The 15,410-nt window shown below is 72.0% G+C and carries 8 protein-coding genes; 4 read left to right on the top strand and 4 right to left on the bottom strand.

From position 1 onward, the window contains the following. Nucleotides 1-35 precede the first annotated feature (35 nt). Both CRV15_RS17065 and CRV15_RS17060 read right to left on the bottom strand, forming a co-directional pair. Entirely contained in the window at nt 36-1,235 is a 1,200-nt protein-coding gene (locus tag CRV15_RS17065; protein ID WP_003960768.1) for an FAD-dependent oxidoreductase, read from the bottom strand. Between the two features lies 1 nt (nt 1,236). Then, complete coding sequence (locus CRV15_RS17060; RefSeq protein ID WP_003953783.1) at nt 1,237-8,565, bottom strand: amino acid adenylation domain-containing protein; 7,329 nt, start codon at nt 8,563-8,565, stop codon at nt 1,237-1,239. Nucleotides 8,566-9,320: 755 nt separating this feature from the next. Between CRV15_RS17060 and CRV15_RS17055 the strand changes: the two genes are divergently transcribed. From CRV15_RS17055 to CRV15_RS17045, 3 genes are read left to right on the top strand one after another with little or no spacing between them, the layout of a single operon-like run. Then, a complete protein-coding gene (locus CRV15_RS17055; RefSeq protein WP_003953784.1) occupies nt 9,321-11,519 on the top strand; it encodes a glycoside hydrolase domain-containing protein in 2,199 nt (732 codons plus the stop codon). A 21-nt stretch (nt 11,520-11,540) separates the two neighbouring features. Beyond that, nucleotides 11,541-11,870, top strand: a complete 330-nt coding sequence (locus CRV15_RS17050) for a hypothetical protein (RefSeq protein WP_003953785.1) — start codon at nt 11,541-11,543, stop codon at nt 11,868-11,870. A gap of 16 nt (nt 11,871-11,886) precedes the next feature. Continuing rightward, nucleotides 11,887-12,576: a twin-arginine translocation signal domain-containing protein gene (locus tag CRV15_RS17045; protein ID WP_003953786.1), complete on the top strand. Its 690-nt coding sequence runs from the start codon at nt 11,887-11,889 to the stop codon at nt 12,574-12,576. 36 nt (nt 12,577-12,612) lie between these two features. Here the strand turns inward: CRV15_RS17045 and CRV15_RS17040 are convergent, their stop codons facing one another. Both CRV15_RS17040 and CRV15_RS17035 read right to left on the bottom strand, forming a co-directional pair. Next, nucleotides 12,613-12,840 (bottom strand): hypothetical protein, encoded by a 228-nt coding sequence (locus CRV15_RS17040; RefSeq protein WP_003953787.1) that lies wholly within the window; start codon nt 12,838-12,840, stop codon nt 12,613-12,615. A gap of 124 nt (nt 12,841-12,964) precedes the next feature. Then, nucleotides 12,965-13,711, bottom strand: a complete 747-nt coding sequence (locus tag CRV15_RS17035) for an MvdC/MvdD family ATP grasp protein (protein WP_009996441.1) — start codon at nt 13,709-13,711, stop codon at nt 12,965-12,967. A gap of 355 nt (nt 13,712-14,066) precedes the next feature. Between CRV15_RS17035 and hisS the strand changes: the two genes are divergently transcribed. Continuing rightward, entirely contained in the window at nt 14,067-15,395 is a 1,329-nt protein-coding gene (gene hisS, locus CRV15_RS17030; RefSeq protein ID WP_003960770.1) for a histidine--tRNA ligase, read from the top strand. Nucleotides 15,396-15,410 lie beyond the last annotated feature (15 nt).

Here is a 15,410-nt window from a genome sequence, read left to right as displayed (position 1 = left end):
TCTCCCGCCACCTGACCCGTCACCCGCCCACGGGGTCACACGGTGTGGATGTCCCGGGGCAGGATCGCCCCGTGGGGGGCCGGGGGAAAGGTCAGCCCGCTCTCCAGCAGGGCGGTGAGCCTGCGCCGGGGGACCAGGCGGAAGTAGGCGTCGCGCAGGGGGCGGCGGATCGGGTTCTCGGCCTGTTCGAAGTCGCTCAGCGCACGGGAGGCGGCGACCATGGCCCGGGTGCGCTCGCGGCGTTCGTCCTCGTAGGCGCGGAGGGCGGCGGGGATGTCGTCGGCGCCGCGCAGATGCTGGGCGAGGACCACCGCGTCCTCGATGGCGAGGCCCGAGCCCTGGCCGAGGCTGGTGAGCATGGGGTGGGCGGCGTCGCCGAGGAGGGTGACGGGGCCGCGGCCCCAGCGGTCCAGGAAGGCGCGGTCCCGGGAGGGCACCGCGAGCAGGGCGGACTCGTCGGTGACGTCGATGGCGTGCCGGACCTCGTCGGCCCACCCCGCGAAGGCGCGCGCCACATCCGCCTTGGTCCCCTGCCAGCCGTGGGAGAGCCGCGTGGGCATGTTCTGCGTGCCCCACCAGTAGAGCAGTCCGCCGCCCATGTCGACGAGGCCGAAGCGCTTGCCGCTGCCCCAGTAGTGGATGACGGACCCGGGCGGGAAGCCGGGGTGGCTGTACGGGGTGAGGGCCAGCCAGCAGACATAGCCGCTGTCCCGCGACTCCTCGGGGCCCACGAGCCGCCGCCGGACCGCCGAGTTGAAGCCGTCGGCGCCGATGAGGACGTCGCCGGTGGCCTCGGTCCCGTCGTCGAAGCGGACGGTGACCCGCCCCGTCGCCTCGTCCTCGGTGAAGTCCTCCGCGGTGGCGCCCAGCGTGATCGGAATCCCGTCCGCCGCCTCCAGCAGCGCCTCCTGGAGGGCGGAACGGGTGATCAGCACACTCGGCACCCCCAGCCTGCCGGTGATCTCCGGGAACGGGAACTCCCGGATGGGCCTGCCCTTCGGGGTCCGTACATGGTACGAGCGCAGCACCTCGCCGCGCTCCTCCAGCCGGAGGTCGAGCCCCCCGGCGGACAGGGCGGCGATCGCGTTGCTCATCACCGAGAGCCCCGACCCGGCGGCCCGCAGCCGCCCCGCCCGCTCGTGGACCCGCACGTCCCAGCCCGCGTCCCGCAGCGCGGCGGCGGCGGTCAGCCCGCCGATGCCCGCTCCGACGACAAGGGCCCTGCGCCTGCTCATCTCACTCCCCGATCAGTTCGGTGACGACCCGGGCGACGGCCGCGACCTGCGGCTCCTCCATGATCGTCAGATGGTCGCCCGGTACCTCGACCACGGTCAGCTCCCCGCTGGTGTGCCCCCGCCAGCCGTTGGCCGGGTCGCGGTGCAGGGAGCGCGCCGCGGTGTGCATGGTGTCGAGGACGGCGGGCAGCGGCTCGCTCGCGCGCAGCAGCGTCATGTCCTGGTCCACGACCCCGGGCCGGTACCCGGCGGCGGCCCGCCAGTTCGCCTCGTACACCTGGAACAGCCGGTGCACCACCGCGCCGGTGGCGCCCTCGGGCAGGACGCCCTCGTCGATCGCGAGCCGGGCGATGAAGTCGAACTTCTCCTCCAGCGTGGTCAGTTCCGGCGGCAGCGCCTCCTGGGGCGAGGCGCCGCCGCGCTGGAGCCACAGCAGCTCCCAGAAGAACCAGCCGAGCAGGGCCTCGTCGTCGGTTTCGGGGCGGTCGCCCGGGTTGAGGGCGGTGGTGTCCAGCAGGATCAGCCGCTCCACCTCCTGGCCCGCCGCGCGGAGCTGCCGGGCCATCTCGAAGGCGACGAAGCCGCCGAAGGACCAGCCGCCGATCAGATACGGGCCCTCGGGCTGCACCTGGCGGACACGTTCCAGATAGCCCGCGGCGATGGCCTCCAGCGTGCGGCGGGGCTCGGTGCCCGCGTCGACCCCGGCGGCCTGGAGCGCGTAGAACGGCCGCCCCGGCGGCAGATGTGCCGCGAACCGCACATAGCAGAGCACGTTCCCGCCCATCGGGTGGACGAGGAACAGCGGCGTCCGTCCGTCGGCGGCCCCGTCGCCGGGGCGCATCGGCACCAGCGGATCGAAGCCCCGGACCGCGTCGCCGCCCCGCAGCCGCGCGGCCAGCGCGGCGACCGTGGGCGCGGCCACGAACTCCGACAGCGGCACCCCGACCCCGTACCGCTGCTCGATCAGGACCACCAGCCGCATCGCGGTCAGCGAGGTGGCGCCGAGGCCGAAGATGTTGTCGTGGACGCCCACGGAGGGCAGTCCCAGCAGCTCGCCCAGGATCTCCGCGAGGGCCCGCTCATAGGCGTCCCGGGGCGCGGCCTGCGCGCCGGAGGAGGCCCGGTCCCGGGCGGACACCAGCGGCAGTCCGCCGAGCGCCCTGTCGTCCCGTTTGCCGCTCGGGGTGAGCGGCAGCGCGTCCACCCACTGGAAGTGGGACGGCACCAGGTGCCCGGGGAGCACGGAACGGAGCTGCTTGGCGAGGAGGTCCAGGTCCGCCCGGTCCGGGTCGCCGACGAGGAAGGCGGCGAGGAAGGAGTCGTTGCCCTCCCGGCCGCGGGCGACGACCGCCGCCTCCGTGAGCCCCGGGTGGTCGGCCGCGAACCGGGTGATCGCGATCTCCACCTCGGCCGGTTCCACCCGGAAGCCGCGCACCTTGACCTGGGAGTCCACCCGGCCCGAGCAGACCACCGAGCCGTCCGGCAGCCGGAAGCCGAGGTCGCCGGTGCGGTACAGCCGCTCCCCCGGTACTCCCGAGGGGCGCGGGACGAACCGTTCCTCGGTGAGGTCGGGGCGGCCCGCGTAGCCGTGGGCGAGGCAGCTCCCGCCCAGATACAGCTCGCCCGTGACCCCGTCCGGCACCGGCCGCATCCGGCCGTCCAGGACGAGCACCTCCGCCCCGTCGACCGGGGTGCCGATCGGCGGCAGCGCCGGGAACGCGTCCGGGTCGCCGCTCATCGTGTACCGGGTGACGACATGGGACTCGGTGGGCCCGTACTGGTTCTCCAGGAGCACCCCCGGCAGCGCCGCGCAGAGCGCCCGGATCTCGTCCGTCACCCGGAGCTGCTCCCCGGAGGAGAGCACCGCCCGCAGATGGCGGGGGACGGTGCCGAGCGCCTGCGCGGTCTCGGCGAGCTGCTGGAGGGCGACGTACGGGAGGTACAGCCGTTCCACGCGGGCGCGGTCCAGCAGCCGCAGCAGGGCGGGCGGGTCGCGGCGCTCGGCCTCGGGGACGAGGAGCAGGGTGCCGCCGCCGCACAGCGTGGAGAAGATCTCCTGGAACGAGACGTCGAAGCTGAGCGGGGCGTACTGGAGGGTGACACCGCCGACGACACCGCTGGGGACGGCGTTCTGCCAGGCGACGAGGCCCGCCAGGGAGCGGTGGGGCATCTCGACGCCCTTGGGGACGCCGGTGGAGCCGGAGGTGAAGAGGAGGTAGGCGACGCCGTCCGGGTCGGCCCCGGGCAGCTCCCCGGCACCGTCGGACACCCCGGCGCCGTCGGGCGCACCGCCGCCACCGCCGCCGGAGCCGCTGTCGGAGCCGCCGGAGCCGCCGCCGTCGAGGAGTTCGGCGACCGTGATCCGGTCGGTGCCGCCGGGGACGCAGGTGTCCTGTGCCGACCGGGTGACCACCGTGACCGGGCGCGCCTGCCCGATCATCGCGGCGATCCGTTCGCAGGGGTACGAGATGTCCAGCGGCACCGTGGCCGCCCCGGCCCGCAGCGCCCCGAGGAGGACGGCGATCGTCTCCGGCGCGCGGTCCAGACAGACGCCGACCCGGCTGCCGGGGCCCGCGCCCAGGGCCCGCAGCCGCCGGGCGGCCCGGTCGGCGGCCCGGTCCAGTTCCGTGTAGCTCCACCGCCGGTCGCCGTGGACGAGGGCGGTGGCGCGCGGGGTGCGCGCGGCCTGCGCGGCGAAGGCCGTGACGACGTCCGGCGCGTCGGCTGCGGCCCCCGCCCCCGGCCGCCGCCGCGGCTCCGGGGCGAGGAAGGAGAAGTCCACCGCCTCCCCGGGGTGTTCGACGGTCCGGCGCAGGACCCGCAGGAAGGTGTCCCCGTACAGCTCGGCCTGGGCCGGGGTGAAGGTGCGCGCCGCGTGGTCCATGCGCAGCCAGATGCTCTGGTCGCCGGGGTCGGTGACGGCGTTCACCAGCAGCGCGAAGTTGGTCTCCTCCCAGGTGCGGAAGGACAGCACCCGGATGCCGGGCAGCGCGTACACCTCGGTGAGCTGCCGGAAGTGGATGTAGTTGAAGGCACTGTCCAGGACGGTGCGGCCCGACTCCTCCTGGATGGCGCTGAGCGGGTAGCGGCGGTACGGGTGGCTCTCCTGCTCCTGCCGGAACGCCTCGCGGACCACCGCGAGCCAGCTCCCCCCGCCTCCGTCCGTACCGGTCGCGGTGTCGACCCGGATCGGCAGGGTGTTGAGGAAGAGTCCCGTCATCCGCTCGGCCCCGGCCCGGTCCGGGCGGCCGTGCGTCACCAGACCGGTGACCACGTCGGCGCTCCCGGAGAACAGCCGCAGGGTGAGCACGTGCGCCGCGAACAGCACCGACTTCACCGGCAGGGTGTGGACGCGGGAGAACTCCCGTACGGCGGTGACGAGATCGGCCGGGAGGTCGACCCGGCGGGTGATCTGCTGGTCGCTCCCCGGCGTCTCGTGCGGACGGAAGCCGGTGGGCTGCACGAGCGGCGCCCCGTCCAGGCGGCGGCCCCAGTACTCCTTGGCCTCGGCGGAGCGCAGCGCCTCCCGTTCGGCCAGGATGTGGTGCGCGGCCCGGACGGGGGCGGCGTCGGACACGGCGGGGACGTCCTCGCCGAGCAGGTGCGTGTAGTCCTGGAGGAGTTCCTGGACGAGGGTGGCGACGCTGCCGCCGTCGAGGATGGCGTGGTGGAAGCTGAGCACCAGCTCCGCGCTCCCGGGCAGCAGATGGACCCGCAGGTGGTACAGCGGGGCCTGTTCGAAGGCGTAGGGGAAGAAGCGGCGCTCCTCGATGTGGGCGGCGATCCGGGTCTCCGCCTCCGGCACGGTCGCGGACCGCAGATCCACGACGGAGAGGGAGCGTTCCACCTCCGGGTGCACGATCTGGAGCGGTTCGGAGCAGCCGCCGAGGTCGAACGAGGAGCGCAGCGCCGGGTGCCGGGCGGTGAGCCGGTCGAACGCGGCGGTGAACTGCTGCTCGTCCCAGGGCAGGAGAAAGCTGTAGCGGAAGACGTCCCGGTAGACGGCTGAGCCCTGTTCCACGACGCTGTGGTAGAGCAGGCCGAGCTGGAGGCGGCTGACCGGGAAGGCGTCCTCACGGCCTTCGAGCCGGGCCCGGTCCACGCTGGAGACCAGGGCGAAAGGCCCCAGCTCCGCTCCTTGTTCCGCCTCGTCGCCGATGGCTTCGGTGAGCGGTGCGAGCGCGGCGACCGTGGGGTTGCGGACCAGGTCGCTCACCCCGAAGCGGAATCCGCGCCGCGCGGCCAGGGCGCGGATGCGGAGCATGAGGATCGAGTCGCCGCCGAGGGCGAAGTAGTCGTCGTGGACGCCGACCCGCTCCGTGCCGAGGACGGTGGCCCAGACGGCGGCCAGCGCCTCCTCGGTGGTGTCGCGGGGCGCGGTGTACGGGCGGGGGCCCGGGGCGGCGGCCGGGTCGGGGGCGGGCAGGGCGCGCCGGTCGGCCTTGCCGTTGGGGGTGAGCGGCACCGCGTCGATGCGGACGAAGTACGCCGGGATCATGTACTCGGGGAGGCTGCGGGAGAGTTCCGTCCGCAGCCGCAGCGGATCGATGACGGCGTCGGCGACGTAGTAGCCCGCGAGGCGGACGCCGCCGTCGCCGCCGTGGTGGTCGACGACGAGGGCGTCCCGGACGCCGGGCAGGGCGGCGAGGGCATTCTGCACCTCGCCCGGCTCGACCCGGTTGCCGCGGATCTTCACCTGGCCGTCGATGCGGCCCAGATACTCGACCGACCCGTCCGCGAGGAAGCGCGCGAGGTCGCCGGTGCGGTACATCCGGCCGCCGGGGCGGAAGGGGTCGCCGGTGAATTTCTCGGCGGTCAGCCCGGGCCGCTCCAGATAGCCGCGCGCCACCTGCACACCGCCGATGCACAGCTCGCCGGGGAGGCCGGTGGGCTGCGGTCTGCCGTGGGGGTCGAGGACGTACAGGCCGGTGTTGGCGACGGGGCGGCCGATGGGGACGCGGCGGACCGGCTGCCCGGGGACGGTCGGGCAGTCGTGGTAGGAGACGTCGACAGTGGCCTCCGTCGGCCCGTACAGATTGGTGAGCCGGGGCGCGGTGCCGCCGGGGGCGGCCGGGGTGCCGAGGACGCGGGCGAACTGCTCGACGCGCGCCGGGGGCAGCGCCTCGCCGCTACAGAAGACCTGCCGCAGGGTCGCCGCCTCGGCACCCAGCTCGGGCCGCTCCTCCAGGAGGTCGAGGAAGGGGCCGAGCATGGACGGGACGAAGTGCAGCACGGAGACGCCGTGTTCGGCGACGGCCCGCAGGATGGTGCGCGGGTCGCGTTCGCCGCCGGGCGGCAGCAGGGCCAGCCCGGCGCCCTCGACACCCCACCAGAACAGCTCCCAGACGGACACGTCGAACGAGACGGGTGTCTTCTGGAGCAGGGTGTCGGCGGCACCGATGGGGCAGTGCCGCTGCATCCAGGCGAGCCGGTTGACGACGGAGTGGTGTTCGACCAGGGCGCCCTTGGGGCGGCCGGTGGAGCCGGAGGTGTAGATGACGTACGCGAGGTCGCGCGGCCCGGCGGCCGGAGGCACGGGCCGGTCGGTGCCCCCGGAGGCGTCGGCGGCGAGCAGGTCGGCGCGCAGGACGGGGACGCCGTCCGGGATGTCGGGCGGCGCCTCGGTGCCGGGGCCGGTGAGGACGGCGCGGGCGCGGCTGTCGGCGAGGAGGAAGGCGATCCGGTCGGCGGGGTGGCCGGGGTCGACGGGGACGTAGGCGGCGCCGGACTTGAGGACGCCGAGCAGCGCGGGCAGGGTGTGCGGCCCCCGTTCCAGGAGGACCGCGACCCGGTCGCCGGGGCCGGTGCCGCGGGCGCGCAGGGCGTGGGCGATCCGGTTGGCGCGGACGTCGAGTTCCGCGAAGGTGAGCGCGGAGCCGTCGGCGGCGGTGACGGCGGTGCGGCCGGGGGTGCGGGCCGCCTGCTCCTCGATCAGGGCGTGCAGGGTGGTGTCGTCGCGGTAGGGGACGTCCGGGCCCTGCCCCGCGCGGACCGTTCGGGCCTCCTCGTCCGCGCTCATCAGCGGCAGCGTCACCGCCGCCCGTTCCGGTTGCGCGGCGCCCGCCCGGATCAGCGTGGCCAGATGGCCCGCGACGGCCTCGATGGGCAGGTCCGCGTCGAAGACGTCCGGCGCGTAGTAGAGGTCGATCCGCAGCTCGGAGTCGTCGTCGTAGGAGGTGATCCCGACCGTGAGGGCGCTCTGCGCGTGCAGCGGCGCGCTGATCAGGCTCTCGCGTTCGGCGTCCGGCAGCGGACCGGGGCGCGGGAAGCGCAGGTACGACAGGGTCACGTCGTAGAGCCGGCGTTCGCCCGAGCTGTCGGCGGGCAGATCGCGCAGGATGTCGCCGAGGGGGAAGCGCTCGTGTTCGCGGAGCGCGGCGACGCGGTCGCGGACGCCCGCCGCGAGGGTGTGCAGCGAGGCGTCCGCGGGCACCGGGACGCGCACCGGCAGACTGTTGGCGCAGTGCCCGGCGGTGCCGCGTTCGGCGGCGGAGGGCCGGTTGAGGAACGGGACGCCGATGACGACCTCGTCGCTGCGGTGCACCCGGGCGAGACAGGTGGCGAGGGCGGCGGTGAGGAACGCGAACGGGGAGCTGCCGCGGGCGCGGACGCCGCGCACCACGGACGCGTCGACGGTGAACGTGTGCAGCCCACTGCGGCGGGCGGCCCCGGCGGTCGTCGCCCCGGCGGCCCGGGGGAAGAGCGCGGGGGCGACCCCGGCGAACTCGGCGCGGTGGAAGGCGCGGTCGCGCTCGTACCGGGGGGACGCGCGGTAGGCGGTGTCGCGCTCCGCGAGGTCCCGGCAGGAGGGCGCGGGCTCCTCGGGCGCGGCGCCCCCCTCGGTGAGCCGGGCGTAGCCGTCCCACATCTCGTGGCTCAGCGCGTTGGCCGTCCAGCCGTCGGCGGTCAGGTGGTGCGCCTTCACATGGAGCCGCAGCACGGCCGGGCTCTCCCGCACCAGGGCGGCGGTGACCGCCGGGCCCCCGTCCAGTAATCGGAAGGGCTGCCAGAAGGAACGCTCCCGCCACGCCCGCCACGCCCCGGCCGGATCGTCCGCGCCGGACAGGTCGACCCACTCGACGGGCACGGCCTCCGGCTCCTCGGCCACCCACTGGTACGGAACGCCGTCCCGCTCCCCGAACCGCAGCCGGAACGTGTCCCGCCGCCGCAGCACCCGGGCCAGTGCCGTCCGCAGGGCCCCGGTGTCGACGGTGCCGTCGATCCTCTCGTCCAGGACGACGTTGTACTGCGGGTCGTCGGGGGTCCGGGACGCGGCGGCCCAGATGTCGCGCTGGTACGAGGTGAGCGGAAACGTGCGGCGAACGGCCACGGCCGGTCCTTCCGTCGTTCTCCGCCGGGCACCCGCGCGGGGCAGGGGACCCGGGGAAGCGAAGGGAGACTCACGCCCCGCCCGCGCCGGACGATCAGCGTCCGCCCGGCTCGGGCCGTGTGCGTGGGGGGAGCCGCCTTGGGGGTGGATCCGCAGGTCACCACCGTTTGCTAAAGCGGACATTGGGTACGGCGGGAGGCGTGCCCGGTATGAGCCAGGGCGAGGAACGCCCGCGCGCCGAAGGCCCGTCGGACCCCGGCCATCCAGGACACGCGATGCCTGTTCCGGACCGCCGGTGCGTACCGGCCACCGGCATCCGCGCAGCCCGCCACCTTGGCTTCTTCCTACCCGGCACGGGCCGGGCGGTGAACCGTCCCGGGGATATCCGGGTACGCCCGTGCGCGGAGGGCCGACGGCGCCGTGAACGGGGGACGGCGGGGGCTGGGCTCGGCGCACCCGCCCCCGTTCAGGTCCCGCCCCCAGCACCACGCTCCCCTGGGTCGGCGCGGAGGCACGGGAGACCCCCGCCCCGACTCCGGCAGGCACCGGTCCCGGTCCCGGTTCCGGTCAACGGCGAACAGCGAACGGCGAACAGCGAACAGCGAACGGCCCTGTTATCACCGGGCATTCACACTTCTCACGTCTATTTCACCACTGTATGTTCCCTGTCACAGCACTCATTCGAACGCACCCACCCACCCGAGACACGCGCCGCCTCCGGCGCTGTCACACACTTCTCGGCGAAGGGTCACGCAATGGCTGACGAGCTGGTCCGCAGGGCTCAGCGTTTCATCAACACGCAGTACGGCAACGGCGCGACGCTCGGGATTTCCAAGCTGGAGGAGGACGGCCGAACCGGCTGGACCACAATGTACGCCCTGACCCGGGCGCTCCAGTACGAGATGGGAATCTCGGCCCTGTCGAATTCGTTCGGCCCGACCACCCTGTCGACGCTTCAGGCGAGACATCCAAAACTCGACGACACGACTGTCCCCTCGGCGATCTTCTGCCGCATACTCCAGTCCGCCCTCTACTGCAAGGGTTACGACGGCGGCGAGATCGACGGACTCTACAACTCCCGGGTGAAGGCGGCCGTCACCCGACTCAAGCAGAACATGGGTGTCGACACCCTGTTCCCGGGCAGCTCCCTTGAACCAAAGGTCGTCAAGGGCCTGTTCAATATGGATGCCTATGTCACCGTCAACAGTGGCTCAGACGCCGTCCGTTCCGTCCAGCAGTGGCTGAACAGCCGTTATGTCCACCGCAGGGACTTCTTCATCATCCCCGCCGACGGTCATCACTCACGTGATGTCGCCAAGTCCTTGCTGCTGGCGATCCAGTACGAGCTGGGCATGGCGGATGGCACCGCGAACGGCGTGTTCGGGCCCGGCACCCAGAACGGGCTGCGGTCCCACACGCTCTCCGTCGGCTCCACCGGCACCTGGTCGATGCTGTTCACGGGCGCGATGATCCTCAATAAACGGAACGTCGCTTTCGGGAACTTCACCGCCGGGGTGAAGACCGCGGCGGAGCAGTTCCAGTCCTTCTCGAAGCTCCCCGTCACCGGACTCGGCGACTTCCAGACCTGGGCTTCGCTACTGGTCTCCTACGGCGATCAGTCCCGCAAAGGCACGGCATGCGACGGCGTGACGAAGATCACAACCGCCCGTGCGCAGACACTCAAGGACAACGGCTATCTGTACATCGGCCGGTATCTCTCCAACGCCTCCACCACGAGTCTGCCCGAGAAAATGATCCAGCCCGGCGAACTCGCCACGATCAAGGCGAACGGACTGCGCTGCTTCCCGATCTACCAGACATGGAGCCGTTCGGCGGACTATTTCAGTTACCCCCAGGGCACCGCGGACGCGTCCGCGGCGATCGAGTGGGCCAAGTACCACGGCTTCAAACCGGGGACCATCATCTATTTCGCGGTCGACTACGACGCGATGGATGGTGAGATCACCGATTTCATCCTTCCGCACTTCCGCGCGATCATGCATATGATCGGGGAGAACTCCGCCTACGGCGTGGGCGTCTACGGACCGCGCAATGTCTGCCAGCGGGTCGGGGACGCCGGGTACGCGGCGGCGAGTTTTGTGTCCGACATGTCGAGCGGGTTCTCCGGGAACCTCGGCTATCCCCTGCCGACCAACTGGGCGTTCGACCAGATCGCCACGATCACCATCGGCTCGGGCGCCGGGGCCATCGAAATCGACAACAACATCGCCTCGGGCCGCGACACCGGGCAGGGCGACTTCAACCCCGGGGAGGCGCCCCTCGCCGGTCTGGACGTCGGTCTCAAACCCGCCTACCGCGCGCCGATGCTCACGGACGTCAAGACCTATCTGACGTCCATCGGCGTCCCGGAGACCGGCGGTTCCGGCTGGACCGACTCCGACTGGGCCACGTACAAAGGGATCTCCACCACCGATGCGTTCGACAAGGTCCTGTCGATGGACGTGCTGTTCACGGAGTTGGCGCGGCAGCTCAGACTCCGCAAAGCGCTGATCCAGGCTCCGGTGCTCTGGGAACTCCGGAAGTGGAACCCGCTGGACTATTTCGCCGACAACGCCGTCAAGAACGGACTGAAGGACGACAGCAGCACCGGCTGGGGACAGATCTTCGCCTGGGTGACCATCGAAGCCCGCAACTACTGCGTCCAGCAGGGGATCTTCAACGGTCCGCTCCTGGCCGGCAGCGACAAGGGATGGGTCTGGAGAAGGAACCACGAGGAATCGGAGTACAACATCCGCTCGGTCGCCTATCTGACCATCTACAACGCGCACCAGATCAATCAGCCGAGGCCGAGCCTCACCACCAGCCAGGCCGACACCCAGGCCCTGCTCGCCCGGTACAACGGCACCGGCGGGGACGCGGAGCAGTACGGGCGGGAGCTGATCGGCCTGTACAACGTGCTGGAGAACTACAACAATCTGTCCCGCAGCCAGTGACGCCGGGCATGAGCGTGAACAATGGGGCGCATGCGAACGTGGTCACTGACAGCGGTGGGCGTGAATCTGCTTCTCGGTATCCCCGGGATCGTTCCGGTGTGGTTGCTCTGGTATTTCGCGTCGAACTGGCCACTGGCTGCTCTCGGGTTGACCCAGCGGGAGCCCACGGAGAACGACGGCGCACTTCCGGTGCTGATGGCCATGGTGCCGGTACTGGTGGTGTCCGCCCTGCTGTGGTGGCTCGCCAACCGTCCCCTGCGGCGCAGGACGGAGCTGGCTTCCCGGCTGTACTGGCCGTTGAGCCTGCTGGCCACCCTGCTGCCCTCGTTCGTGCTCATGGCCGTTCTGTGAGAAGGGAATCAAAGCCATGCAGAACGACATGACAAGGCGGAATGTGGTGCGGACCGCCGCGGCGGCCGGTGTCCTGGCCGCCGCGGGCTCTCTCGTACCGGGTACGGCATCGGCAGCTTCGCGAGCAGGGACGCGGCAACCGCGGAAGCTGCCGACGTCCGCGAACGGCTGGACGGTCGAGAAGGAGGCGAACCGCATCTCGACGGTGTGGACGCGCCCGGTCGCCGGTACCGGGCTCTCGGTCGACGTCCGGATCGGCGACGTGGAGGCGATCCTCGTCCATGTGATCCGCCGCTTCCACTACGAGATCGAGCAGCTCCACCGGGGCGATCTGGTCGGCTGGCAGCCGGCGCGCGGGCTCCGCGGACATCTGCCGGAATCCAATCTGGCGTCCGGCACGGCGGTACGTATCCGTCCGGGCTCCCGCGCGAAGGGCGGGTTCTTCGCCCCGCAGCTACTGGTGCTCCGGGACATCCTCGCGGAATGCGAGGGCGTCGTGCGCTGGAGCGGCGATGACAGGAATGTCGACGAGTCGCTGTTCTCCATCGCCGCCGGACCGGACGACGGGCGGGTACGCGTCCTCGGTGACAGGTTCCGCCGCTGGGGCGAGATGCCCGGTGAGGGCGCGGGCAGCCCGGTGGATGTGCGCGCACCGGCCCGGCTCCGCCGCGCGGAGGGCCTGGCCCGCGCCCAGAGCCAGAGCTGATGATCCGCACCCCGCGTACGGAACGTTCCCGTGTCGCTACCACCCGTCGGGGTTGCAGGACGAGCAGGGCACACTGAACGGCTGGAACGGCTCCCCGGCCTGCGGGTGGACCATCAGCACCACCCGCAGGCCGCCGCAGAGCCCGCAGGGAAGACCGCCCCGGCCGTGCTTCGTGGCGCGGACCTCGTCCATGAGGTGGTCGACGACATCGCGGTAACGGGGGTCGGCCCAGTGGCGGCGGGCCCCGTTCTCGTCCGTGCTCATGTCCTGCTGCCCCCTGTGCCGTCGTGGCCCGTGTCCCGGTGAACCCCGTCGGGGTCGATACCGGGTCCCATCCTGCCTGGTCGGTCCCGCCGGGGTCGGTCCCGCCGGGTCGGGTCCTGCCCGGTCAGTCCTGTCCACTGGAGCGCCGGTGCTCGCCGACGGGGGACTTCAGGTCCCGCTGGATGTCCGGCTCCTCCGCGAGCAGGGTGGCGATGGCCGAGGAGATCGACAGGCCGGTCCTCCGCTCCAGCCAGCAGAACGGGCCGTTCGGATCGCACCCCACGAAGTGCCAGGTCCCCTCCGGGCACACGGTGAAGTCGAGCACCGCGTAGTAGAGCCCGTACCACTCCATCAACCGGTACACGGCCCGGACGACCGCCCGGGGCACCGCCACCGGCTGGAACACCGCGTCCGGGTCCCGGCGCCAGTCCGGGAGGGCCGAGACGATCCGGCAGGGGAAGAGCCGCCCGCCGACGGCCGTGACCCGGAGGTCGTATTTCTTGCGGATGCGTTTCCCTCCGGCGAGCGCGAGCCCGCACTCGGCGGCGGCCTCGGACTGCTCCTCCGCCCGGCACGCCCGCTCCGTGCTGTCGGGGTGGTTGACCCACACCAGGTCGGGCAGGGCCCGTAACGACCCGATCAGCTCCCTGGCCCGCGCGGACTCGACGGGCCCCGCGCAGCGCCAGTAGACACTGCGGGGATTGGCCGTTGTGCGATGGGCGTCCTTGACGACGAGCTGCCCCGGGGTCGCGCTGAGGGTCACGTCGTCGTCGAGTGCGAACCGGTGGACCTTCCGGTGTCTCGCGGTGAGCCGCCGGACCACGAGGTCGGCGGTCGCGTCGTCCCGGTCGGCGAGGATCAACACGGTCATGGCTGGACCTGCCCCCCTACCTGCTTGTCTCCGCCCCTCGCGGCCCGCCTTCTCCCCCTGATGTCCGGGATCGTAGGTGCATTCCACCGCCCCGGCTGGCCGGTGGCGCATCTCCCCACGTACGAGTGATCAGGGTCGGTGCGCTTCCCCGGCAGCCCGGTGCGGACCGGGACACTGTGCCCGCCATGGCCCGCTTCGGCCGCACGGCGGACGAGGTCGTACAAGGGTGCCAGGCAGGTGCCGCCGACACCGGTCTCTTCGGTCAACTCCGCCACGCCCGGAAGACCGGAAGACACGAACACCACGGCGCGGATGGGTTTTTGCTCCCGCCACCGGGCTCCGGGATCATGCGTCCATGGTCTCCCAGAAACAGTTCGACCCCGCCTCCGGCACCCGCGACTTCCTCGCGGCCGAGCACGAGAGGCGCGAGCGCGCCTTCGCGACCATCCGCGAAGTGTTCGGACGGTACGGATTCCAGCCCCTGCAAACCCCCGCGTTCGAACGGCTGGAAGTCCTCACCGGGAAGTACGGTGACGAAGGCGACAAACTGATCTTCAAAATTCTCCGTCGGGGCGAGCACGAGGCCACCGGTGAGGCGGACCTCGCGCTCCGCTACGACCTCACCGTGCCTCTCGCCCGCACGGTCGCCGCGTACGGCAACCAGCTCCCCTCGCCGTACAAGCGCTACGCCATCGCCCCGGTATGGCGCGCCGACCGGCCGGGCAAGGGCCGTTTCCGCGAGTTCGTCCAGTGCGACCTGGACATCGTCGGCTCCTCCTCGCCGCTGTCCGACGCGGAAGTCGTCCTCGCGCTGCACGACGCGCTCGACGCCCTCGGTGTACCCGGGTTCCGCTTCCTGCTGAACTCGCGTCGGGTCCTGTTCGGGCTGCTGGAGGCGTACGGCGTCCCCGCCGACCTCGGCCCGGGGGCCCTGATCACTCTCGACAAGCTCGACAAGCTGGCGCCGGAGCAGGTCGTGGCCGAGCTGGTCACGGGACGCGGGCTGGCGGAGGAGGTCGCTCAGGGGCTGGTCGACGACCTGACCGCACCGGACGCCGTCGAACGAATCCGGGGCGAGCTGAAGGGCAGCGAGACGGGTCAGGCGGGTCTCGCCGAGATCGATCGGCTGCTCCGGCTCACCAAGGACACGATCCCCGCCGAGCGCATCGCCTTCACGCCAAACCTGGTCCGTGGGCTCGACTACTACACGGGGATCATTTTCGAGGTCTCCGCTCCCGGCATGCCGGGCAGCATCGCATCGGGCGGCCGGTACGACAACCTGATCGCCACCCTCGGCGGCAAGGACGCACCCGCCTGTGGGGGCTCCCTCGGTATCGAGCGCATCCTCCCCCTGCTGGACCACGGCGACGCCGACGGCTACGCGCAGATCGACGTCGCGGTCACGGTCATGGGCGAGGAACTGGCCGCCGACACCTTCCGGCTGGCGGCGGAAATCCGCCGCGCCGGCGTCCGCACAGGCGTCTACCTCGGAGCGAGCGGGAAGTTCCGTACCCAGATGAAGTGGGCCAACGATCAAGGAGCCCGCTTCTGCGTGATCTACGGCGCCGCCGAGCGCGACGCCGGCACGGTCACCGTACGGGACATGGAGAGCGGCGAGCAGACCCCGTTCCCGCTCGATCAGGCCGCCACGGAACTCGCGCGGCGGTGCGCACGACCCCACTGACGCGCAGCGGATCAG

Origin of the sequence: Streptomyces clavuligerus (genome assembly GCF_005519465.1) — a bacterium.
In the GTDB taxonomy this organism is placed as follows: Bacteria; Actinomycetota; Actinomycetes; order Streptomycetales; family Streptomycetaceae; genus Streptomyces; species Streptomyces clavuligerus.
The sequence above is the reverse complement of the archived record's forward strand: the minus strand, read 5'-3'. Positions and strand labels throughout refer to the sequence as shown.